24 protein-coding genes and 1 other annotated feature are annotated in these 22,161 nt (G+C 45.5%); of the genes, 5 read left to right on the top strand and 19 right to left on the bottom strand.

Annotated features, from left to right (window positions below; all coding sequences use genetic code 11):
- Positions 1 to 348: 348 nt before the first annotated feature.
- Both yfmH and yfmF read right to left on the bottom strand, forming a co-directional pair.
- Positions 349 to 1,647, bottom strand: coding sequence for an EF-P 5-aminopentanol modification-associated protein YfmH (yfmH, locus tag A5883_RS13880; RefSeq protein WP_074934338.1), 1,299 nt, complete (start codon positions 1,645 to 1,647; stop codon positions 349 to 351).
- On the bottom strand, positions 1,640 to 2,908 hold the full coding sequence (gene yfmF, locus A5883_RS13875; protein ID WP_060791695.1) for an EF-P 5-aminopentanol modification-associated protein YfmF: 1,269 nt from the start codon (positions 2,906 to 2,908) through the stop codon (positions 1,640 to 1,642). The genes yfmH and yfmF overlap by 8 nt, the downstream gene beginning before the upstream one ends.
- A gap of 161 nt (positions 2,909 to 3,069) precedes the next feature.
- Here yfmF and mscL point away from each other — a divergent pair, with 161 nt between their 5' ends.
- Positions 3,070 to 3,516: a large conductance mechanosensitive channel protein MscL gene (gene mscL, locus A5883_RS13870; RefSeq protein WP_005226421.1), complete on the top strand. Its 447-nt coding sequence runs from the start codon at positions 3,070 to 3,072 to the stop codon at positions 3,514 to 3,516.
- Between the two features lie 95 nt (positions 3,517 to 3,611).
- On the opposite strand, the gene A5883_RS13865 is transcribed toward mscL, so the two are convergent.
- The 13 genes from A5883_RS13865 to A5883_RS13810 all read right to left on the bottom strand — a co-directional run bounded on the left by A5883_RS13865 (position 3,612) and on the right by A5883_RS13810 (position 13,918).
- Positions 3,612 to 4,064: a GNAT family N-acetyltransferase gene (locus tag A5883_RS13865; RefSeq protein ID WP_010748489.1), complete on the bottom strand. Its 453-nt coding sequence runs from the start codon at positions 4,062 to 4,064 to the stop codon at positions 3,612 to 3,614.
- Positions 4,065 to 4,125: 61 nt separating this feature from the next.
- Positions 4,126 to 4,371, bottom strand: a complete 246-nt coding sequence (locus A5883_RS13860; RefSeq protein WP_005226417.1) for a Veg family protein — start codon at positions 4,369 to 4,371, stop codon at positions 4,126 to 4,128.
- Positions 4,372 to 4,458: 87 nt separating this feature from the next.
- Positions 4,459 to 5,022 carry a sigma-70 family RNA polymerase sigma factor gene (locus A5883_RS13855; protein WP_015508689.1) on the bottom strand — a complete coding sequence of 188 codons (564 nt, stop codon included), beginning with the start codon at positions 5,020 to 5,022 and terminating at the stop codon, positions 4,459 to 4,461.
- Between the two features lie 95 nt (positions 5,023 to 5,117).
- Positions 5,118 to 5,636 carry an NYN domain-containing protein gene (locus A5883_RS13850; protein ID WP_010748486.1) on the bottom strand — a complete coding sequence of 173 codons (519 nt, stop codon included), beginning with the start codon at positions 5,634 to 5,636 and terminating at the stop codon, positions 5,118 to 5,120.
- Complete coding sequence (rlmB, locus tag A5883_RS13845) at positions 5,633 to 6,472, bottom strand: 23S rRNA (guanosine(2251)-2'-O)-methyltransferase RlmB (protein ID WP_005226411.1); 840 nt, start codon at positions 6,470 to 6,472, stop codon at positions 5,633 to 5,635. The genes A5883_RS13850 and rlmB overlap by 4 nt, the downstream gene beginning before the upstream one ends.
- Positions 6,438 to 6,860, bottom strand: a complete 423-nt coding sequence (locus A5883_RS13840; RefSeq protein ID WP_005226405.1) for a Mini-ribonuclease 3 — start codon at positions 6,858 to 6,860, stop codon at positions 6,438 to 6,440. Before A5883_RS13840 ends, rlmB begins: the two co-directional genes overlap by 35 nt.
- Positions 6,857 to 8,269 (bottom strand): cysteine--tRNA ligase, encoded by a 1,413-nt coding sequence (gene cysS / locus A5883_RS13835; protein ID WP_015508686.1) that lies wholly within the window; start codon positions 8,267 to 8,269, stop codon positions 6,857 to 6,859. The genes A5883_RS13840 and cysS overlap by 4 nt, the downstream gene beginning before the upstream one ends.
- Positions 8,262 to 8,798, bottom strand: a complete 537-nt coding sequence (epsC, locus tag A5883_RS13830) for a serine O-acetyltransferase EpsC (RefSeq protein WP_026008130.1) — start codon at positions 8,796 to 8,798, stop codon at positions 8,262 to 8,264. Before epsC ends, cysS begins: the two co-directional genes overlap by 8 nt.
- Before the next feature lie 65 nt (positions 8,799 to 8,863).
- Positions 8,864 to 9,062: a binding site (T-box leader), on the bottom strand.
- On the bottom strand, positions 9,059 to 10,516 hold the full coding sequence (gltX, locus tag A5883_RS13825) for a glutamate--tRNA ligase (RefSeq protein ID WP_016608945.1): 1,458 nt from the start codon (positions 10,514 to 10,516) through the stop codon (positions 9,059 to 9,061). Its footprint overlaps the feature before it by 4 nt.
- A gap of 169 nt (positions 10,517 to 10,685) precedes the next feature.
- Positions 10,686 to 11,825 carry a PIN/TRAM domain-containing protein gene (locus A5883_RS13820; protein ID WP_005226396.1) on the bottom strand — a complete coding sequence of 380 codons (1,140 nt, stop codon included), beginning with the start codon at positions 11,823 to 11,825 and terminating at the stop codon, positions 10,686 to 10,688.
- A gap of 35 nt (positions 11,826 to 11,860) precedes the next feature.
- The gene (locus A5883_RS19560) at positions 11,861 to 11,992 is read right to left on the bottom strand and encodes a hypothetical protein (RefSeq protein WP_254907872.1); all 132 of its coding nucleotides are present in this window, start codon (positions 11,990 to 11,992) and stop codon (positions 11,861 to 11,863) included.
- 1 nt (position 11,993) lies between these two features.
- On the bottom strand, positions 11,994 to 13,364 hold the full coding sequence (gene radA, locus A5883_RS13815; RefSeq protein ID WP_005226394.1) for a DNA repair protein RadA: 1,371 nt from the start codon (positions 13,362 to 13,364) through the stop codon (positions 11,994 to 11,996).
- A gap of 44 nt (positions 13,365 to 13,408) precedes the next feature.
- The gene (locus tag A5883_RS13810; protein WP_010748479.1) at positions 13,409 to 13,918 is read right to left on the bottom strand and encodes a hypothetical protein; all 510 of its coding nucleotides are present in this window, start codon (positions 13,916 to 13,918) and stop codon (positions 13,409 to 13,411) included.
- 189 nt (positions 13,919 to 14,107) lie between these two features.
- On the opposite strand from A5883_RS13810, the gene proB reads away from it, so the two are divergent.
- On the top strand, positions 14,108 to 14,923 hold the full coding sequence (proB, locus tag A5883_RS13805) for a glutamate 5-kinase (RefSeq protein ID WP_005226390.1): 816 nt from the start codon (positions 14,108 to 14,110) through the stop codon (positions 14,921 to 14,923).
- Positions 14,920 to 16,164, top strand: coding sequence for a glutamate-5-semialdehyde dehydrogenase (locus A5883_RS13800; protein ID WP_086338858.1), 1,245 nt, complete (start codon positions 14,920 to 14,922; stop codon positions 16,162 to 16,164). Before proB ends, A5883_RS13800 begins: the two co-directional genes overlap by 4 nt.
- 102 nt (positions 16,165 to 16,266) lie before the next feature.
- Here the strand turns inward: A5883_RS13800 and A5883_RS13795 are convergent, their stop codons facing one another.
- Positions 16,267 to 16,668, bottom strand: a complete 402-nt coding sequence (locus A5883_RS13795) for a DUF4809 family protein (protein ID WP_010748477.1) — start codon at positions 16,666 to 16,668, stop codon at positions 16,267 to 16,269.
- Between the two features lie 150 nt (positions 16,669 to 16,818).
- On the opposite strand from A5883_RS13795, the gene A5883_RS13790 reads away from it, so the two are divergent.
- A complete protein-coding gene (locus tag A5883_RS13790) occupies positions 16,819 to 17,022 on the top strand; it encodes a hypothetical protein (protein WP_010748476.1) in 204 nt (67 codons plus the stop codon).
- A 55-nt stretch (positions 17,023 to 17,077) separates the two neighbouring features.
- Here A5883_RS13790 and A5883_RS13785 read toward each other — a convergent pair whose 3' ends face one another.
- Entirely contained in the window at positions 17,078 to 17,896 is an 819-nt protein-coding gene (locus tag A5883_RS13785) for a ZIP family metal transporter (RefSeq protein WP_005232914.1), read from the bottom strand.
- A 208-nt stretch (positions 17,897 to 18,104) separates the two neighbouring features.
- On the opposite strand from A5883_RS13785, the gene A5883_RS13780 reads away from it, so the two are divergent.
- Positions 18,105 to 19,727 (top strand): ABC-F family ATP-binding cassette domain-containing protein, encoded by a 1,623-nt coding sequence (locus A5883_RS13780; protein ID WP_005226380.1) that lies wholly within the window; start codon positions 18,105 to 18,107, stop codon positions 19,725 to 19,727.
- 100 nt (positions 19,728 to 19,827) lie between these two features.
- On the opposite strand, the gene A5883_RS13775 is transcribed toward A5883_RS13780, so the two are convergent.
- Together A5883_RS13775 and A5883_RS13770 are read right to left on the bottom strand one after the other, a co-directional pair.
- Positions 19,828 to 20,703 carry a DegV family protein gene (locus tag A5883_RS13775; protein ID WP_016608936.1) on the bottom strand — a complete coding sequence of 292 codons (876 nt, stop codon included), beginning with the start codon at positions 20,701 to 20,703 and terminating at the stop codon, positions 19,828 to 19,830.
- A gap of 140 nt (positions 20,704 to 20,843) precedes the next feature.
- Positions 20,844 to 22,136: an adenylosuccinate synthase gene (locus tag A5883_RS13770; protein ID WP_005232916.1), complete on the bottom strand. Its 1,293-nt coding sequence runs from the start codon at positions 22,134 to 22,136 to the stop codon at positions 20,844 to 20,846.
- Positions 22,137 to 22,161 lie beyond the last annotated feature (25 nt).

Below are 22,161 nucleotides of genomic sequence, written 5' to 3'. Positions count from 1 at the left end.
ACGTCAATAAAAAAAACTCCGTCACGCCGATTGCCATCTGAGCGCGCCGTCTACTAAATATAACATTTTTTCCGTGTTTTTTTGTAAAAAAACAAAAAAAGATTTTGCTTCAATAATTAAAGAATACCATAAAAGAAAAAGTCTGAGGATAGCCTAACCACAACTCGCAAACAAATTTTAATACTTTTCGCCAAATTGGCATCAAATTGCAAGAAAAAACCACCCTTTGACGCAAAAAGAAAACACTGAATGACTCAGGAGTTGGCCAGCCCTTGTTCTGTTGGGCGTTCCTCCTTGAATCAGTCAGTGTCGCTTAGATGACAGCTGTTTGACAAAACCAGCCTTCGCTTAGGCTTTTTCCGTTGGATACATGTAAAAACGACTAAACGCTTTGGGATCGATAAAGGAACGAGCCGCTTGCTGGACATCTTCCAAAGTGATCGATTGGATCACCTCTGGCAGATCAAAGAGCGTCGTTTCACCGAATAAACTTTGGGTAAACTGGTTTGCGATAAACTCCAGTGAGTTCAGTGATTGGAAATATTTTCCTAGCATTTTCTTCTTCAATAACGTCAAGTTTTCTTCATTGATCTCTGGATCTTGCTGGAAATTCATTACGATCGCTTCAATTTCTGCCAACATTTTTTCTGGCTCTTCAGAATCCCCCGAGAAGTCGGCAAAGTAAAAGCCGCGATCCAAGTTCACTTCAAACCCAAATGTGTCGTCGATGATGCCTTGATCATACAAACGCAAATAATTGGCGGAAGTATTGCCCAACACCAATTGGCAGAAAAGATTCAACGCATTTTTGAAGCGCAAGAGCTCTCTTCCTGATTTCGGCAGTTTGTTCAAGTCCCCTTTGATCCCTAATACGCCTTTGGCACGTGTTACTGGCATGGTAAGACTTGATTCTGCTTGAATATCGGCAAAGGTTTCTTCAGGAAACTGGCGAATGATCGCCTGCGTTTCTGGAAAGGTCTTGGCCGCTTGATTGGTCCGAATCCACGCCATCGTTTCTTCAGGATCGATATTGCCTACCACAAAAAGCGTCATGTTGCTTGGGTGATAGAAGGTATTGTAGCAAAGATACAAGTCTTCAGCGGTGATCTGCGCAATGCTTTCCACCGTACCAGCGATATCGATATGCAAGGGGTGCTTCGGATACAGATTTTTGATGATACCGAAAAACTGCTGCCAGTTTGGATCGTCATCATACATTTGGATTTCTTGACCAATGATCCCTTTTTCTTTTTCGACGGTTTCTTCTGTGAAATACGGGGCTTGAACGAAATCGATCAACGTTTCAAGGTTCAACTTGATTTGATCGGTTGCCGAAAAAAGGTAGCTGGTTTTCGTGAAACTGGTAAAGGCATTGGCAGAAGCCCCCTGCTGACCAAAGGTTTGAAAGACATCGCCGTCTTCTTTTTCAAACAGTTTGTGCTCTAGAAAATGGGCAATGCCATCAGGGACTTGATGCAATGCTTCGGGTGAAAACCCGAAATGATTGTCGACAGAGCCATAGTTCGTACTGAAAAGTCCGTAAGTTTTATGGAAATCGGCTTTTGGCAGCAAATAAACTTTCAAGCCGTTTGGCAATACTTCTTCATAAAGGGTCTCATTGATTTGCTGATAGACTTTTTTATTCATGGGTCGTCTCCTTATCCAGGAAGAATACAGCTTGCAAGGACACGTTTTGAGCCAATGCTTGGACATCAGCCACGGTCACTTGTGCCAATTTCTGCATAAATTCATCTTCCGTCATTTTCGTATTCGGTACCCACTGATTCAGATAGGCTGTTTCGATCAGTGCTTGTGGGTTATCCAATGAAAGCAAGTACTGGTTTTTCAACATCGCTTTTGTTTGTGCCAGTTCTTCCGCGGTGACTTCGCCACGCTGCAAGCTTTGCAGCTGCTGTTCGATCAATTTGAAGACCTTATCGCGGTTTTTGCCATCGATCCCCGTTTGGACCGACAAATACCCACGAAACGTATCGATACTGCTAGAAGCATAATACGCCAAACTTTCTTTCTCTCGGACATTCATAAACAGTTTTGAATGAGGGAATCCGCCAAACAACCCGTTGAAGACCATAAAGGCGATCCGCTCGGCTTGGTCATAATACACGCCAGTATGATAGCCTAAGTTCAATTTGGCTTGGATGATTGGTTCCCGCAAGATTTTCTCGCGAATGATATTTTCCGCCGCTTGCTGATAAAAGACCGGCATTGCTTGGTCTGGCCGATCGGTAAAGGCCATGTTTTGGAAGAGCGCCGCAACTTCTGCTTCAACCACATCGCCGATCACGAAAAGATCGATTTGATCATTGTCCATCATTGAGCGATAGGTTTGGTAAAGCTCTTTTGCGGTCACAGCTTCTAAGTCTTGGGGACGGCCAAAGCTCGGATACTTCTGATTCTGATCGTTTTCGAAATACAACTCTTGCAGCCCTAAAGAAGCCAATGCTTGCTTATCTTCTGCCACGCTGTTCATATAGGCGATCAAGTTGTGCTTTTCGATGGTGAAGTTCTTTTCTTCAAACTGTTCCTCGTGGGCATTCGGATGGAACAAAACTTCTGCTAAAAAAGCGGCTGCTTGCGGCAATACTGCTTCATCTGACACGTACTTCCCGTTGACAAAGGACATCGCTGCATTGATTTGATGCAGATTGCCCCGTTTGTTAACATTCATACCAAAGCTGGCACCGTAAAGCTCTGCCAGCTGACTGCTAAATGCGGTCTGTGTCGGATAAGCCAAACTAGTCGTTTCTAATAAACTGGTCAATAAGGTCCGTTTGGCGGTCATTTCAGCCTGCAATGGTGCAGTAAACCGAACGAAAAAACGGATCGTTTTATACTTTTTGGTCGGTAGCACCGTTAACCGAACACCTTTTTTTAATTCAATAGACATGTGACACCCCTTCTAGAAGCAAAATTATCTCTTCAATTATAGCATAGCTGACAAACTTTCTCCTCGGCTCACTGATCAAACCTGTTGCAGCGAGCGTTTTTTTTTATAAATCCCGCGTTTTTCGCTATACTGTCAGTAAGATTTAGAAGGGAGGATACAGGATGATTAAAGAATTTAAAGAATTTATTTTACGAGGAAACGTCATTGACTTGGCGATCGGGGTCGTGATCGGGAGTGCCTTCACCGCAATCGTCACTAGTTTAGTTGAAGGATTGCTGACACCATTGGTTTCATGGATCTTATCACTCTTTGGTAACGCAGATGCCTTTTCTGGCTTGGTCTTTGAACCAGCCAAAAATGTGGTCTTTGATTTCGGCCGCGTAATTACTGCCATTATTACGTTCTTGATTACCGCATTTGTCTTGTTCTTGATTGTCAAAGCAGTCAACAAACTACGCAATCTGAAACAACAACCTGAGGAAGAAGAAGTACCAGAAGTCACTGCAGAGGATTATTTAGAAGAGATTCGTGACCTTCTAAAAGCGCAAACGCCTCCTGCCAACACTGTTGATCCACGTCCAACATCATTGGATGATACGATCCGATAAAAAAACGGCTCTTAGTCAATAAGGTCGAAAGAAGCGATTCGGATTCATCCGATCCATCAATCATAGCGCTAAAAGAAGCAAGCACGCGAACCTCTTTAGAGAGTCGCTGTGCTTGCTTCTTTTTTCATCCCGACATGCAGGATCCCGTCTTCATAAAAAGGCGGTGTAATGGTTTTAAAGCCATACTGGCCGTAGAATTTTTCTAAGTGGGCTTGTGCTTCGATCTCAATAGGCAAAGCTGGATAACACTGCTCAATGCGATGCAAAACTTCTTTGATCAGACGATGGCCTTCTTTTTGCCCCCGGTATGCTGGTGCCACAATGACCCGACCAAAATGCACCGTTTGTTCCTGCTGGAAAATACGGGCGTACGAAACGATCTGCCCTTCCTCATCAAGGGCCCATAAATGTTTGGCTTGTGCATCGATCGCATCGATCTCTTGATACGCACACGCTTGTTCCACCACAAAAACCGCTGTACGCAAACGGGCAAGCTGATAAAACTCCACCCCAGTCATTTCCCCTAACTCTTTTAGAAAAAACGCCATCCCATCACTCCTTATCTTATTGAACCAAAAAAGAGTCAACAAAGTGTCAACTCTTCTTGTTTCAAACAGCTTCTGATAAAAATTCAATCTCAACAGTTCTAGTTAAAATATCTGAATAACTATAAGAAACCCGCTCGAATGAATTCTCATTTGGATCCAAATCTACAACAAAAACTGAAGGATAAGTTTCTGTCAAAACGCCGCGACGTTCAGTTTGACGCTTACGTCCAGTCTGAGCAACTAGCATAATCTCACTACCGATACGGCCTTCTAAATCTTTCTTGATCGTAGCTAAAGTTGTTGGCATCGCATTCACCTCGAGCATCATCATACCACGAAAAGCAGAAAATTTCAAGTTTACCATAAAATAATTCTACTTTCAATAAGATTTTTGTTAAACACCCTTGATAAGCGCTATCAACTTTGTCCGACCGCGACTGAAAGCGCTTTTTATTTTTTCATAAGGCAGCTTTTCTTGAGCGGCAATCTGATCAAGTTCTAATCCTTTTAAATAATTCATTATAACCATTCGTTCTAAAGACGATAAACTTTTCGGATACTCTGCCAACGATTCATTAACGAACAAGTAGGTCTCTGCAGTTTCCGCACAGCGATTATGATCGGTCAAAAACCGATTGCCTTCTTGTAAAAGCTTTTCTTCCAGCGAGCAGGCATCGACTTGGGCTTTGCGTTTTTGGGCATGCTGCGCCCGCAACAGGCTGCAGATACGGTTCTCAAAGGAACGCTTAAACAAGATACCGATGGTCGTTCCTTTGTCCTTATCGTAAGTCTTAAGACACTTATTAAAAACGATCCTGCCTTCTTGCAGCCAATCGTCTAAGTCATAATCCCGCAGATAATATTTTTTATGCAAAATCTCAACGATCGGTCGATATTTTCTGAACAACTCTTCAAATCTATCTGAACGGTGCGATACTTGTCTTTCCTTTGTGCGCATCGAGATCACTCCTTTTGTTTTTGCTTCATTTGCTACAAAAGGAGCGTATCATAAATGGCTGGGACATCTTCTAATTTACCAGACCAACTTTGTCCCTAACTAAGGTCTTGCAATTTCTTTTCAAGTTCAGCTAATTGTTCAGGTGACCAAGGGGAATTGCGTCGGAAATTTTCAAACCGCAAGTCGGTTTGATGCTCGTGGATGTCTTTTTCCGTTTTTTCCACGCTTTTGTACAATTCCCGTGCCGAAGTCCGCAAAGCACCTTGAGAGAAGATCACCCACTGTTCGGCTAAATCGCTGGTAGCGACGGTGACTTGCGTCAATCGATTGTTTAATTCACCAGCGATTCGTTCGATGTAGCTGTCGGCGGTCTCTCCTTCTTCGGTAAAAATAACTTCCAGCTGATATTTGGTGTAACTTTGGGTCACACCAGGCACCAGTTGAGCATCAAAAACAACGATGATTTTCAACCCTTCATATTTTGCATAATTCGACAGCCGATTCAGTAAGGCTTCTCGGGCATCTTCTAAACGGTCCTGATTTTTCAAAAGAACCAGCTCCGGCCAAGCGCCAATCATATTGTAGCCATCCACGATCAGCAAAGGGGTTTTCATTGGGACGCCCCATTTCGGCTAGTAAAGGCCTGATACATCAACAAACCTGCCGCCACACTGGCATTTAAGCTCTGCACGTGCCCGGTCATTGGGATCGTCAGCATTTGATCCACTTCTTTTTTCAAACCTTCCCCCATTCCGCGACCTTCGTTGCCGATGATCAAACCGACCGCCCCTTGGGCATTCCATGTGCGGTAATCACTGCCACTCATATCCGTACCGAAGATCCAAAAACCAGCTTTTTTCAGTTGCTGGACTGCTTGGGTCAAGTTGGTCACGCGGGCCACAGGGATATGTTCCACTGCGCCGGTCGACGTTTTCACCACGATTGGCGTGATCCCCACCGCACGGTGTTTTGGAATGATGATCCCGTCTACGCCGCTGGCATCAGCGGTTCGCATGATGGAGCCGAAATTATGGGGATCTTCTAGATTATCTAAAATCAGATACAGCGGCTGTTCTTTCGTTTGGGCCAACAATTCATCCAAGGTCAAATACTGATAAGGGGTGATCGCCAAGATCATGCCTTGATGGACCCCTTGGTCACTCATCGTATCCAGCTTTTGTTTTGGCACCCATTTGACTGGAACTGCTTGTTCCCGCGCCATTTCTTTTAAACGATCGATTTTTTCTCCCCGTGCTTCTTCGGAAAGAAACAGCTTGTTGCCTCGCCCTTCTTTCAAGGCTTCAGCAACCGCATGATAGCCGAAGACAAAATTATCTTCGATGGCTTCTCCAGCGGCTTCTTTGCGGCGATCCGGTTTATTTTCTTGTCTGGCTTCTGATCGGCCAGCTGTTTTTTTATTTGGACGCTTTCTTTGCGGTTTTTCTCGCATCTTCTTCTCCTACTTTCTTTATACACCAGTCTATTAGCTCGTCTAAGCGTTCTTGTTGCTGCGTGAGGTGCAAATACCCGATCAGCGATTCAAAGCCAGTAGCGATACGATACGTCGTGACATCGGCATTTTTGGCGCCCGTATGGCTTTTACTATTGCGGCCGCGGCGGTAAAAATCATGTTCTTCTTCGGTCAGGATCTCTTCATCCAACATCTTTTGGATCAATGCCGCTTGGGCTTTGGCCGACACATAGTGGGTCGCCATATGGTGCAGTTGGTTCGGGCGGGTTTGGCCTTGGGCGACTAAATAATCGCGAATATAGACTTCATAGACCGCATCCCCCACATAGGCCAATGCCAAACCATTCAATTGTTTATAATCTCTCATGCTTCTCGTCTCCATCGGGTTCCTTGCGGGGTATCTTCTAAGATGATCCCTTGTTCTTTCAACTCATCACGGATTTGGTCGCTGCGGGCAAAATCTTTGGCTTTGCGGGCGGCGATCCGTTCATTGATCAGCTGTTCGATTTCTTCATCCAGCAATTCTTCGGATACAAAATAAATCCCGAAAATCGTCAGCCATTCGCTGAATTTGGCTAATCCAGCCGCTAATAAAGCCAAATCTGTTTCTGGGTCTTCGCTAGCTAAGTTCAGCCACTTCGCCAATTCATAGACCACAGTGATCCCGTTAGCCGCATTGAAATCGTCGTCCATTTCTTTGACGAAACGTTCTTCAAATTCTTCCAGAACCGCTGCATTGACTTCCTCATCGCTGGCTTGATAATGACTGCTATTCAAGCGGAATTTGGCATTTTCATAGGTCGTCCGCAATTTTTGCAGGTTGGTTTGTGCTTCATGCAAGGTAGTCTCACTGTATTTGATTGGTCGGCGATATTGGGTCGTTGCCAAAAAGAAACGCAGCACCTGCGGATCAACTTTTTTGACCATCTCATGCACCGTGACGAAGTTGCCCAGTGACTTACTCATTTTTTCTTCGTCTTCACCGATCGTCACATAGCCGTTATGCATCCAATAGTTGGCAAAGGTCTTGCCAGTTTTCGCCTCGCTTTGGGCGATCTCATTTTCATGATGCGGGAAGGTCAAGTCTTGTCCGCCTCCATGAATATCGATGGTCTCGCCTAGGTGTTTGGTCGCCATCACCGAGCATTCGATATGCCAGCCAGGACGACCGGCTCCCCAAGGAGATTCCCAAGCGATCTCATCGCCTTTTGCCGCTTTCCACAAAGCAAAATCCAACGGATCTTCCTTGATTTTTTGTTCTTCACCGGTCCGCTGGCTTGCGCCGACTTCCAGCTCATCGATGGATTGGTCGCTTAATTGCCCATAGTGAGCAAATTTACGGGTACGGTAATAAACATCGCCATTGACTGGATAGGCATAGCCTTTTTCTACAAGAGCAGCAATAAAGGCAATGATGTCTTCGATATGATCCATCACACGAGGGTTCATCGTAGCAGGTTTGACGTTCAGCGCTGCGGTATCTTCATTGAAGGCGTTGATAAAACGCTCTGCCACTTCTGGGGCCGTCGTGCCTAATTCTTTTGCCGCACGAATGATTTTATCATCGACATCGGTAAAATTCATCAAATAGTCCACTGTATAGCCGCGGTATTCAAAATAACGGCGCACGGTATCAAACGACACAGTACTGCGGCCATTCCCGATATGGATGTAGTTATAGACGGTGGGTCCGCAAACATACATTTTTACTTTCTTTTCTTCTAATGGCTGAAACACTTCTTTTTCCCGTGTCAGCGTATTATAGATTTTAATCATCGTGGGTAACCTTCTTTCCTTTGATTCGAACGATCTTTGCTGGGATTCCGACAGCAGTTGCTTCTGCGGGGATATCCTTCAAAACCACTGCATTGGCGCCGATCTTTGCACGCTCACCGATCGTGACAGGGCCTAAGATCTGCGCATGGGCTGAGAGAAACGCACCGGTTTTGACCGTGGGATGACGCTTGCCCCGCTCTTTACCGGTTCCCCCTAAGGTGACCCCGTGAAACAAGACGACATCATCTTCAATGATCGCCGTTTCCCCGATCACGACGCCCATCCCATGATCGATAAAGACCCCTTGGCCGATCTGCGCACCAGGATGAATCTCGATCCCAGTCAAGAAACGCCAAAACTGGGCCGTCAGTTTTGCCAAAAAATACCAGCGATGCTGAAACAAAAAATGCGACCAACGATGCCAAAACAAGGCATGAAATCCTGGGTATGTGATGATGATCTCCAACGTTGATCGTACCGATGGATCATGTTTTTTTGTTGCCGCAATTGCTTTTTTGAACCAAGTCATCTTCTCACCTACTTTATCCAAACTTCTTGATACGAAAAAAGCGTCTTTCAAATAAGTTTCCTTATTCAAAAGACGCTTTTTTGCGTGGTCCCACTTTTGTTCGCAGTTCGGCACTGCCTTCAAGCGGGTAACGTCCGCTGCTTCGTCTTTGACTTGCGCCAAAGCCACTCCTAGGTGCATTTCCTAGCCTTTTTTGACCACTCTCACCTTCCGTGGTCTCTCTGAAAAAAATCGGCTAGTACTTCGTCTATTCGCTGTGTTTATAACACGTTATTCAAATGATCAAGGGCTTTTTCTTTCCCTAATAATTCAACGGTATCTGGTAGTTCTGGTCCGTGGGTTTGGCCTGAGACCGCCACGCGGATCGGCATGAATAAATTCTTGCCTTTGATGCCTGTTTCTTTTTGGATCTCTTTGATGGCTGCTTTGACTGCCGCAGCCTCAACGACTGGCATCGCCTGTAATTTTTCTTTAAAGGCTGTCAAAACCGTCGGTACAGTTTCTCCTGCTAAGACTTCTTTGGCTGCATCATCTAATTCAGGGTGTTCTTCGAAGAACAATTCCGAAAGGTCGACGATTTGTGCCGCAAAACTCATTTGCGGTTGATACAGGGAAACGATTTTTTTCAACCAGGCAGCTTTTTCTTCGGTCAAAGTTTCTTCGATGCGACCGGCTTTTACCAAGTAAGGGACGCACATTGCCGTCAATTCATCCAGATCCATTTGTTTCATGTATTGGTTATTGACCCATTCCAACTTCTTGGCATCGAAGGCAGCTGGTGATTTGCTCAACCGTTCAGGATCAAAGATTTTGATCAATTCTTCTTGAGAGAAGATTTCTTCTTCCCCTACTGGTGACCAGCCTAAAAGTGCAATGAAGTTGAACATAGCGTCTGGTAGATAACCCAACTCACGGTATTGCTCGATGAATTGGAGAATCGATTCGTCCCGTTTGCTTAATTTTTTCCCGGTTTCGCTATTGATGATCAACGTCATATGCCCGAATTCTGGTGCTTGCCAGCCAAATGCTTCATAGATCATCAACTGTTTTGGTGTGTTGGCGATGTGGTCATCTCCACGCAGCACATGGGTGATTTTCATATGATGGTCATCGACTGCTACTGCAAAGTTGTAAGTCGGCATACCGTCACGTTTTTGGATGACAAAATCGCCACCGACATTATCTGATTCAAAAACGATCTCGCCTTTGACCATGTCGTGGAATTTGTATTCAGTATTGCGAGAGACACGGAAACGAATCACTGGTTTCAAGCCTTGTGCTTCTTTTTCGGCTTGCTCTTCTGGTGTTAAGTTGGCACATTTCCCTGCATAATGGGGCATTTCGCCACGAGCTCTTTGGCCTTCACGTTCGGCTTCCAATTCTTCTTCCGTACAATAACACTTATACGCACGATTGCTTGCAAGCAATTGATCGATCAGTGGTTGGTAGATATCGCCGCGTTCTGATTGACGATACGGACCGTATTCTCCTGGATTTTCAGGTGATTCGTCCCAATCCATTCCTAACCATTGCAAGTTTTCAAGCTGGCTTTTTTCACCATCTTCAATGTTTCTTTTTTGATCGGTGTCTTCGATTCGGATAATAAATTCACCGTCATTATGACGAGCAAACAAATAATTGAATAAAGCCGTCCGAGCATTCCCGATGTGTAAATGTCCTGTTGGACTTGGCGCGTAACGTACACGTACTTTTGTCATTGTTTTCCTCTTCCTTCATCTGATTTCCAAGCCAGCCAAGCTGCTTGGGGCTTATTGTTCAGTTTAGTGGGAAAGACCCGCGTAAAAAACAGAACCCTCAAGTTGAATTGTACAATCAATAACCCAATTAGTAAAGGCAGCTGGCATATTTTACGCCAGCTGCCTAGGATTATTTCTCTGATTTCGATCCTTCTTTGTTGTCGATGCCGCGACCAGAATGGGCTGGTTTGGCAAAAATCATCCGCCCAGCTGCCGTTTGCAAGGCGCTGGTGACGATCACTTCGATGTGTTCATTCATGTAATGCTGGCCATCTTCCACCACGACCATCGTCCCGTCATCTAGATAAGCGACCCCTTGCTGGCGCTCCGTGCCAGCTTTCACCACTAAGACGTGCATGCTTTCTCCTGGAATCACCACTGGTTTGACCGCATTGGCTAACGCATTGATATTCAAGACAGGCACATTTTGAAATTCAGAAACTTTGTTTAAATTGTAATCATTGGTCACGACGACACCATCCAGCATCTTCGCTAACTTGATCAGCTTGCTATCGACTTCGGAGATGTCTTCAAAATCGCCTTCATACATCTCAACTGCGATGCCTTCTTCTTTTTGCAAAGCATTCAAAATATCCAAGCCGCGGCGGCCCCGAACCCGTTTCAAACTATCGCCAGAATCTGCGATGTATTGCAATTCATACAAGACAAAATTCGGGATCAGCAAGACGCCTTCTAAAAAGCCCGTTTTAGCAATGTCATAGATCCGACCATCAATGATCACGCTGGTATCCAAAATTTTGTATTTGTGGAAATGGTCCGCGATTTTTCTTTCCAGCATCTGCTGTTCATCTTGCTCTTGGGGCTCTGCCTTTTTGTTTTTCGGGGCAAAGACTTTTTTCCATTCATCGATCCGTGTCGTCCCGATCTGAAAACCGAGATACCCTAACAGGACCATTACTAAGATTGGGGCGATCCCGTTGATAAAAGGAATATCCCAATTGTAAAAAGGAATCGACACGATCACACCGATCATCAGACCGATGATCGAACCAATTGCGCCAAACAAGAGATAGGTTAAGCTCAATTCACTTAGTTTTTCTTCAATTTTGCGAATACCGGCTGCAATATATTTCGCTAATAGTAAAGATAATAAAAAGAAAATAAGGGCTCCAAGCAAACTATTAGTGATGTTATTATTCAGCCATTCATTTTGGGTTTGCCCAATGGCTTGCCATGCGATAGGCATCAGTGAGATCCCCAGACTTGCTCCGGCAAGTACCATTAGTGCGGTAATGACTCGTTTCTGCATACATGTTCCTCCATACTCCAGTAGGTTTCTTTTGTTCAAAAATCCGTGCTGCCAGACAGGCTCCTTCCGCCAGTCAGCGGCTGTCGGTCGGTTGGTTCAAACGAATGAATCAGCAGCGTCAGGGCAAGAGGAGAGGCGATTGCCCCTTGCTCTTGCATTGACTCCACTTTAACGGAAGACTTTCCGCAAGGTTTCGGCTAAGGTAGACACGCCTTCGACTTCGATGCCTTTGGGCGGCTGCCAGCCAGTCAGATTATTTTTCGGCAAATAAACTTTCGTAAAACCTAGTTTTTGCACCTCTTTGACCCGTTGCTCGATCGCGTTGACTCGGCGAATCTCACCCGTCAAGCCAATTTCACCGATAAAACACTCCGTCGGGCTGGTGCCTTTTTCTTTGTAGCTAGACGCGATACTAACAGCGATCGCTAAATCGATCGCAGGTTCATTTAATTTGACCCCGCCGGCTGCTTTTAAGTAGGCATCTTGATTTTGCAGCAGCAAGCCTGCCCGTTTTTCTAAAACCGCCATGATCAGCGAGACGCGGTTGAAGTCTAGCCCCGTCGTCGTGCGTTTGGCATTGCCGAACATCGTTGGCGTGACCAGTGCTTGGATCTCCACCAAGATTGGCCGACTGCCTTCCATTGCTACTACGATCGCCGATCCAGTTGCGCCTTCTAAGCGTTCTTCCAAAAAGACTTGTGACGGATTGGCGACTTCTTTCAACCCGCCTTCTTCCATTTCAAAAATCCCGATCTCATTGGTGGACCCAAAGCGGTTTTTGACGGCCCGCAAAATTCGAAAACTATGGTGCTTTTCGCCTTCGAAATACAAGACGGTATCCACCATATGCTCCAGCATCCGCGGTCCTGCGATCGAGCCTTCCTTCGTCACGTGGCCAACGATAAAGATGGCGATGCCATTGGTTTTGGCGATTTTCAGCAATTCTGCGGTCGTTTCTCGCACTTGGCTGACACTGCCTGCCACGCTGGTGATATCCGGTTGGGTCATGGTTTGGATCGAATCGATGATCACATAATCTGGGCGGATGTTTTCGATCGCTTTACTGATCTCTGACATGTCCGTTTCCCCATAGAGATAAAATTCTGTGTCGATGGCGCCTAAGCGCTGCGCCCGCATTTTGATCTGCTCGGCACTTTCTTCTCCTGACACATACAAGACCGTCCCGCCGATCGCTGCTAATTGCTGGGAAACTTGCAAGAGCAGCGTCGATTTTCCGATCCCTGGATCCCCACCGATCAAAATCAAGGAGCCTGGGACCACGCCGCCACCTAAGACGCGATTCAACTCAGCGAGTTTCGTTTGGACTCGCGGTTCTTTTTTCGGTACGACATCGGCGATTTTCGTCGGCTGCATCTTTTGCCCCGTCAATGTCGTACGCACTCGACGATCGGCGGTTTCTTGGATCACTTCTTCCACCATTGAATTCCAGCTGCCGCAATTGGGGCATTTCCCTAAATATTTAGGGGAACTATACCCACAATTTTGACAGACAAATTGACTTTTTGCTTTTTTTGCCATTGATCTCCTCCACTACTTCTATCAAACAGACCCCCAGGCAGGATTTACTGATTCGAGGAGCCAAAGCCGCCGGTTCGGCTGGCAGTGGTTGTATCTTGATCAGCTTTTAAGAACGGCAAGAAAATTCCTTGGCCGATCCGTTCGCCTTTTTTAATGACGACATCTGTGGGGCCGAAATTGGTAAACTGAAACATGATATGCCCTTCATTATCTGGATTGTCATAGTAATCGCTGTCGATGACGCCGACACCATTCGTCAAGACTAAGAAACGTTTCAAAGGATTGCTGGAACGATTTGTCAGCTGCAAATACTCGTCTTCCCCCATATAGGCTTTGATCCCCGTGGGAATCAAGGTTGGCTTCAACTGTTTTGCGGTCTCTTTCGCAAAAAGCGCTTTGACCCCGTCGATCACGCCCGCTTTCCAAATGCTTGGCACCACGATTTCTTCCGCTGCTTCAAAGTCGTAACCAGCCGCATGATGGGTGGCACGTTGAGGCAAGGTGATGCTTTTTTCTTTATATGCTGTAATAATTTCAAATCCTCGTAATTTCATGGGTTCCTCCAATAATAAAACATATAGCTATTTTAGCATAGGAAGAACTATTTTCTTCATGGAAAACACAATTATCGAAAAGTCTTTACAATTTCTTCGTTTAAAAATAGACCAAAAAGAAAAAAGGACATGACGAAACGCCCGTTTGCGAGTACAATAGAAAAAATATCAAAAAATAGGCGGTGGCATATGCGCGCAGATCTTTCAAACAAAAACCGAATCGTTGTAAAAATCGGCACCAGCTCGTTGATTTATCCCAATGGTGCCATCAATCTAGCTGGCATCGATGAATTAGCCTTTGTCTTAGCAGCTTTGCAAAACCAAGGCAAAGAAATCATCTTAGTTTCTTCTGGTGCGATCGGTGTTGGCATGAACAAGTTGAATTTGAAAGAACGACCCGTGGAGATCCCGCAGCAGCAAGCCGTGGCCGCCGTTGGCCAATCGGAACTGATGACGATCTACAACCAGCGTTTTCAAAGCTATAGCCAGCAGACTGCACAGATCCTGCTGACCAGAGACATCATCGAATTTCCCCAAAGCCGTCAAAACGTTAGCAACACCTTAGAGCAATTACTTACGATGGGGATCATCCCGATCATTAATGAAAACGACACGGTAGCAGTGGATGAATTGGATCATCTCACCAAATTCGGCGACAATGACCAGCTGTCAGCGATCGTCGCTCAGTTGACGAAAGCCGAGCTTTTGATCATGCTTTCTGATATCGACGGCTTTTATTCCGCCAATCCGCTGAATGATCCTGAGGCCGTTTTGTATTCCGAGATCAATGAAATCACCCCAGAACTTTTAGAACAAGCTACGGGAAAAGGCAGTCCTTATGGAACCGGCGGTATGACCAGTAAACTAAAAGCCGCCCAACGTATCTTAGACTTGAACAGTCACATGCTGCTGGCTAACGGCAAGCAGCCGAAAATTATTTTTGACTTGCTCGCAGGGGAACCTGTCGGCACCCACTTTTATCAACGAACGGAGGATGAGCAATGAGCAACTTGCAAACGATCGGTCAACAAGCTCAAGCAAGCGCCCAGACATTAAGCTTACTGAGTGCCAGTGAAAAAAACCACCTACTGGCAGCGATGGCCGATGCTTTAGAAAAAGCTGCCGAGACGATTTTAGCTGCTAATCAACAAGATCTAGCCGCCGCAAAAGCCAAAGGAACCAGCCAGACGATGCTGGATCGACTGTTGCTGACAGAACAACGGATCATCGAGATGGCTAACGGCATCCGAGAAGTCGCCCAATTGCCCGACCCAATCGGTGCCGTGGATAAAATGTGGCGCAATGCTGACGATCTTTTGATTGGTCAACAACGAGTGCCTTTAGGGGTCATCGGCATCATCTACGAAGCCCGCCCTAATGTCACCACTGACGCAGCTAGTCTGTGTTTCAAATCAGGAAATGCCGTGATTTTGCGTGGTGGAAAGGAAGCCTTCCACTCCAATCAAGTCCTCGTGACTATTTTACAAGAGGCTTTAGCTGCCAATGGACACTCCCGCCATGCGATCCAGTTTATCGAAGACACGAGCCACGAAACAGCGGCTGAGCTGATGCGGCTGACAGATTACTTGGATGTTTTGATCCCTCGGGGAGGCGCCGGCTTGATTCGTCGTGTCAAAGAGACCGCCACGGTGCCAGTGATCGAAACCGGCACCGGCAACAATCATATCTACATCGACCAAGCAGCCCAGCTGCCGATGGCACTGGCGATCGTCACGAATGCAAAGACTCAACGCCCTTCTGTCTGCAATGCCATCGAAACGATCCTCGTCCATGAAGCAGTGGCAGCGGAGTTTTTGCCTATGGTAGAAAAGCAGTTTGCCGATCAAGTCGAATTGCGAGGGGATCAAAAAGCATTGGCGTTTTTGAACAATGCACAGCTTGCCACTGAAGAGGACTGGGCAACCGAGTTTTTAGACTATATCTTAGCGATCAAAGTGGTGGCTTCGCTAGAAGAAGCCATTGCTCACATCAATCGCTACAATACGAAGCACTCCGAAGCGATCATCACCGATGATTATTTCGCTTCCCAACGCTTCTTGAAAGAAGTTGATGCGGCGGCGGTTTACGTCAATGCCTCGACCCGTTTCACGGATGGCTTTATGTTTGGCTTTGGTGCCGAGATCGGCATCTCGACGCAAAAACTCCATGCCCGTGGGCCAATGGGGTTAGAAGCACTGACTTCTACCAAATACATTATTTATGGCGAAGGCCAGATCCGTAAGTAACGATACGAAAAAACAGCCACTTGCTGTCATGACTTCCAATAGTTAGACTAAAAAGCTAACTTTAAAAGGTCGGTACATGCGCAAGCGGCTTTTTTCGTCCTCTTATGCTTGTGCAGCCCGCAGAACGAAGGAAATCGGTTCGATGCCAAACAATTCTGTCAGCACTCGATTGGTTGTGGCAAAGACGTCAGCTTCGCAACTCTTTTTCGGACAAGAAATCGTCTGTCCTTTGCTGGAAAACGTATCCTGACGGCTGCCCTCTACGAAAATTACTTCTTGCGTTCCTTTTTGATAGATCAATCCTTCGTCTTCTTCTAATAATAAGCGCGTCTGCCACTGATTGATCTGGGCAATTGGCATCACTAATGCAGCAGCATCCAAGTTTTCTAACGAAAAACTACGACCATCCGGCAGCTGCAGCGTGAAGGTATTGAGTTCATAAGGCAAACAGGCATTGCACCCTCCTTCTGTGATGACTTGGCTCGTGAGAATTTCTGCATTCATTCTTTTTGACTCCTTTCATGATTCATTCATGTTTAGTTTATCACAAACCTATGGCGCACGGCGGAGCAATTATTCCGTCTTAAGTTGGATGTGTTTCTTTTTCTTTCTTGCTATGCTAGGGATAAGAAAAAAAGTCTAGGAGGAGTCACAATGAATACAGAAAGTTTATTAGGAAGAATCGTTACTGTCGTGGCAGTTTTAATCGCAGCATCCCTTGTTTTATCCGTTGTATTAGGCATTATTGGTGGGCTGATCGGATTGGTCTTCCGTTTCGGGATTCCTTTGCTGCTAGCCGTTTTGATCGTTCGCTGGTTAACATCGATTCGCCAAAAGCCAAGAAAATATTATCGTTAATTACAAGTAAATCAAAAACACCTGACGTTTGGAAAGTCAGGTGTTTTTTTATCGATCAGCCTAATGCTACATCTAAAACCATCATTAAGATAAAGCCTAGCATGACGCCAAAGACCGCAAAATGGCGGCGACTCGTCAAGGTTTGCTGCGCTTCTGGAATCAATTCTTCCACCACTACATAGATCATAGCACCCGCTGCAAAAGCCAACGCATACGGCAAGACAGCGGACATACTCGTTACTAGCAAAGCTCCGATCACACCGGCGATCGGTTCTACGATCCCTGACGCTTGCCCGTACATAAAGGCTTTGGTTCGGCTTAACCCTTCTTGGCGCAAGGGGATCGAAACGGCTGCGCCTTCTGGAAAATTTTGGATCCCGATCCCGATCGCTACCGAAAGCGCCGCTAAGATCGCTGCTCGCGGATCATCGGCACTAGCCGCCGCCCCAAACGCTACCCCTACCGCCAAGCCTTCTGGGATATTATGCAGCGTGATGGAAAAGACCAGCAAGATCGTTCGCTTCAAATGACTGGGCAAACCTTCTGTTTCATGATTCGGACCAAAATGCATATGCGGGAGCGTCTTATCTGCTGCATATAGAAACAAACCACCCAAACCAAACCCGATGCTGACCACAAGCCACGGAATGTCGCCATTTTCTTCGGCTCGTGCGATCGCAGGATCTAATAACGACCAGAAACTAGCAGCGATCATCACGCCAGAGGCAAACCCCAGCATCGTATTCAGGACATTTTTATTGATTTCTTTGAAGAAAAAGACTAGCGCTGCCCCAAGCGCCGTCATACCATACGTAAAGATTGTCCCCGCCAACGCTTGCTGCCATGGCGACAATCCAACCAACCAATCCACCATTCGTCTGCTCCTTTGTCTAACTATTCTACCAATACTCTAGCATAGGAAGCCGTCAGGTTCTACTAGGAAGGCAGCAGCAGCCAAAATTTTTCTTTCACCAGCCCTAAGCCTTTCCTGATGAAATCCTCGGCTTTACTTGAAAGTTTCAACATTCATCGCTATAATGCTAGGAGACTCCATGTCAATTTATATAAAGTGAGGAAAAGAATTGATTACAGTAAGTGATGTAAGTTTGCATTTTTCAGACCGCAAACTGTTTGATGATGTTAATATTAAGTTTACGCCTGGTAATTGTTATGGTTTGATTGGTGCAAATGGTGCTGGTAAATCAACTTTTTTAAAAATTTTATCTGGTGAGATCCAACCTTCAACCGGGAATGTGTCTTTAGGTCCTGATGAACGGATGGCTGTCTTGAAGCAGAACCACTATGATTACGAAGAGTTCCCAGTGATCGAAACGGTCATCATGGGCCATAAACGTCTCTACGAAGTGATGAAAGAAAAAGACGCGATTTACATGAAGGAAGACTTTTCTGATGAAGATGGGATTCGTGCCGCCGAACTAGAAGGCGAATTTGCGGAACTTGATGGCTGGGAAGCAGAGCCCGAAGCCGCTGTTCTTTTGCAAGGCTTGAACATTCCCGATGAATTGCATCATGTCTTGATGAAAGATCTAACTGCTGGTCAACGGGTGAAAGTCTTACTGGCACAAGCCCTTTTCGGTAAGCCAGACGTCTTGCTCCTAGATGAGCCTACCAACGGATTGGATATCCAATCTATCAACTGGTTAGAAGAGTTTCTGATCAACTTTGACAACACCGTCATCGTTGTTTCCCATGACCGCCACTTCTTAAATAAAGTTTGTACCCATATGGCCGATCTAGACTTCGGCAAAATCAAATTGTTTGTCGGCAACTATGATTTCTGGTTGGAATCAAGCCAATTAGCTGCGAAATTACAATCCCAATCAAATGCCAAAAAAGAAGAGCAGATCAAAGAACTGCAAGACTTTATCGCACGCTTTAGTGCCAATGCATCAAAATCCAAACAAGCAACATCTCGGAAAAAAATGTTGGATAAAATCACTCTTGATGATATTCAACCATCGTCTCGCCGTTACCCATTTGTCGGTTTTAAACCAGAACGTGAAATCGGGAATGACTTGCTGCAAGTCGACAATGTCAGTGTGACGATCGACGGCAAAAAGATTTTAGACAATATCTCTTTCACCTTGAACAAAGACGACAAAGTCGCTTTTGTTGCCAATAGCGATATCACCACCACAACGCTATTCAAAGTCATCATGGGGGAAATCACTCCTGATACAGGTAGTGTTCGTTGGGGCGTGACCACGCAGCATGCCTACTTGCCAAAAGATACGACCAGCGAATTTGATACGGATACCCCGATCGTTGATTGGTTGCGTCAATACGCAAGCAAAGAAGAAGACGACAATACCTTCTTGCGCAGCTTCCTAGGTCGCATGTTGTTCTCTGGTGACGAAGTATTAAAACCCGTCAATGTTCTTTCCGGGGGCGAAAAAGTTCGCTGCATGTTGTCGAAAATGATGCTTTCAAAAGCCAACGTATTGGTATTGGATGATCCAACCAATCACTTGGACTTAGAATCGATCACCGCATTAAACGATGGCTTGATGGCCTTCACCGGCTCATTGTTGTTTGCTTCTCATGACCACCAATTTATTCAAACCCTTGCGAACCGTATCATTGCGGTCTCTAGCAAAGGCGTGGTGGATCGTGCCGAAACGACCTACGATGAATTCTTAGAAAACAAAGATGTCCAAAAACGCGTAGCAGAAATGAATCAATAAGCTGCTTTTGAAAAAAAGAACGCTCCAGTTGCCCGCCACCAAGGCTGCAACTGGAGCGTTTCTTTTATTTTTCCTAGGTGCTTCGGGTATTTTTGGCAGGTTACGCTTGTTCTAAACGGGCTTTGCCGAATGAAAACAGCGCCAAGCAGCCGTAGCCGGTATGACTGGAGATCGTTGGACCTAATGGATAATGATGAATAATAATGTCAGGAATTTTTTCGGTCAAACGTTTGATGACTTTCTCCGCCGCTTCGGCATCGCCAGCATTGGCAAAATAAACCGTATTGGTTTTTGATTCGTGAAGATTGGCGATGGTTTGATCTACGATTTTTTGGATCGCTTTGTTGCGTCCCCGCACTCGATCAACGCTGCGTAATTTTCCCGCAGTATCGACGGTAATAATTGGTTTCACGTTCAGCAATCCGCCGATCGCTGCCGCTGTTTTAGAGATTCTGCCGCCGCGTTCCAATTGTTTTAAATCGTCGACGGTGACCCATGAATCTAAACGCAGTTTGTTTTCTTCTACCCATTGGCTGACTTCCAGCAACGAACGTCCTTGGGCTTTTTGTTGGGCTGCTTCAGCCACTAAGAAGCCTTCGCCTAAACTCGCAGAGCGCGTATCGATCAAGGTGATCGCAACTTCTTTGTATTCTTCTTTTAGTAAGGCTACGGCTTGGACGGCACTTTGGAATGAGCCGCTCATTCCTGAAGAAAAACCTAAATAAAGGATCGGTGTGCCCGCTTCGACATACGGCCGAAAATACTCCATATAACGTCCGACATTGATTTGAGAAGTTGTCGGCTGCGCATGTTCTTTTAGTTTTCCTAAAAACCATTCCGTATCAAATTCTTTGCCCATATCATCGATATATTCTTTGCCGTCTAATTCGATCAGCATCGGAATATACGCAACATTTAGCTCCGCTAATCTTGCTGCTGGTAAATCACAGCAGGAATCTGTCATGATTTGAAACATGGTTTCACCCCTCTCGTTACCCCCTATTATAGCAAAAAAAGAACAAGACAGAAGAAATTCTCATCAAAAGCAGCCAAACTTATCGTTGACTGCTTTTGACACAGGAGTTCTTCGTCTTGTTCTGAAGCTTTTGCGTCAGATTAGATTTGCGCCCAAACACTTTCTAAGATGTTGGTTTGGCTGCGGTCTGGTCCTACCGAGAAGGTCGAAATGCGGACACCGACTAATTCAGAGATGCGGTGAACGTAATTGCGTGCATTTTCTGGCAAATCTGCTAATGTTTTGCAGCCAGTAATGTCTTCAGACCAGCCAGGAAGTTCTTCGTAGACTGGTTTGCAGCGGTTCAACTCTTTCAAGCTTGCTGGGTAATGATAGATCAATTCGCCGTCTAGTTCATAAGCCGTACAGATCTTCACGGTTTCTAAGCCGCTCAAGACATCGATCGAGTTAAGGGATAGGTTCGTGATCCCTGAAACACGTTTTGAATGGCGCATCACGACGGTATCAAACCAGCCCACACGGCGAGGACGTCCTGTCGTTGTTCCGTATTCACGACCGATCTTACGAATTTGTTCACCTGTTTCATCAAACAGTTCCGTTGGGAAAGGACCATCTCCTACCCGAGAGGTGTAAGCTTTGCAGACACCAACGACTTTGTTGATTTTTGAAGGACCCACACCACTACCAATAGTGACTCCCCCAGCAACGGGGTTGGATGATGTCACGAAAGGATAGGTTCCTTGGTCGATATCCAGCATCACGCCTTGTGCCCCTTCAAATAAAACCCGTTTGCCTTCATCTAAGGCATCGTTAAGGATCACCGAAGTATCCGTCACATATTTTTTGATTTGTTGGCCATATTCGTAATACTCTTCAAAAATGTCTTCAAAAGCGATTGGCTCTGCGTCAAACATTTTCACGAATTGACGATTTTTTTCTTCTAAGTTGATACGCAGACGTTCTTCAAAAATTTCTTTGTCTAAAAGATCAGCGATCCGAATGCCGACTCTGGCAGCTTTATCCATATAGGCTGGTCCGATCCCTTTGATCGTGGTACCGATCTTGTTGTCACCTTTGGCATCTTCTTGCAGCTGATCCAAATGGATATGGTAAGGTAAAATAACATGTGCACGATCAGAAATCTTTAAGTTTTCTGTTATTATATTGTTTTCTTTCAAGTATGCTAATTCTTTAACTAATGATTTCGGGTTCACAACGACCCCGTTTCCAATGACACTGATTTTATCTGCATAAAAGATCCCAGAAGGAATCAAATGCAGTTTATAGGTCACACCGTCAAATTTAATCGTATGGCCGGCATTGTCTCCACCTTGATAACGTGCAATGACTTCCGCGTTTTCACTCAAAAAGTCCGTAATCTTTCCTTTACCTTCATCGCCCCATTGTGTACCTACTACTACTACAGATGACATATAATGACCTCTTTCTTTAATTAGT

The organism is Enterococcus sp. 5B3_DIV0040 (assembly GCF_002140755.1).
GTDB classification, from domain to species: domain Bacteria; phylum Bacillota; class Bacilli; order Lactobacillales; family Enterococcaceae; genus Enterococcus_D; species Enterococcus_D casseliflavus.
The sequence above is the reverse complement of the archived record's forward strand: the minus strand, read 5'-3'. Positions and strand labels throughout refer to the sequence as shown.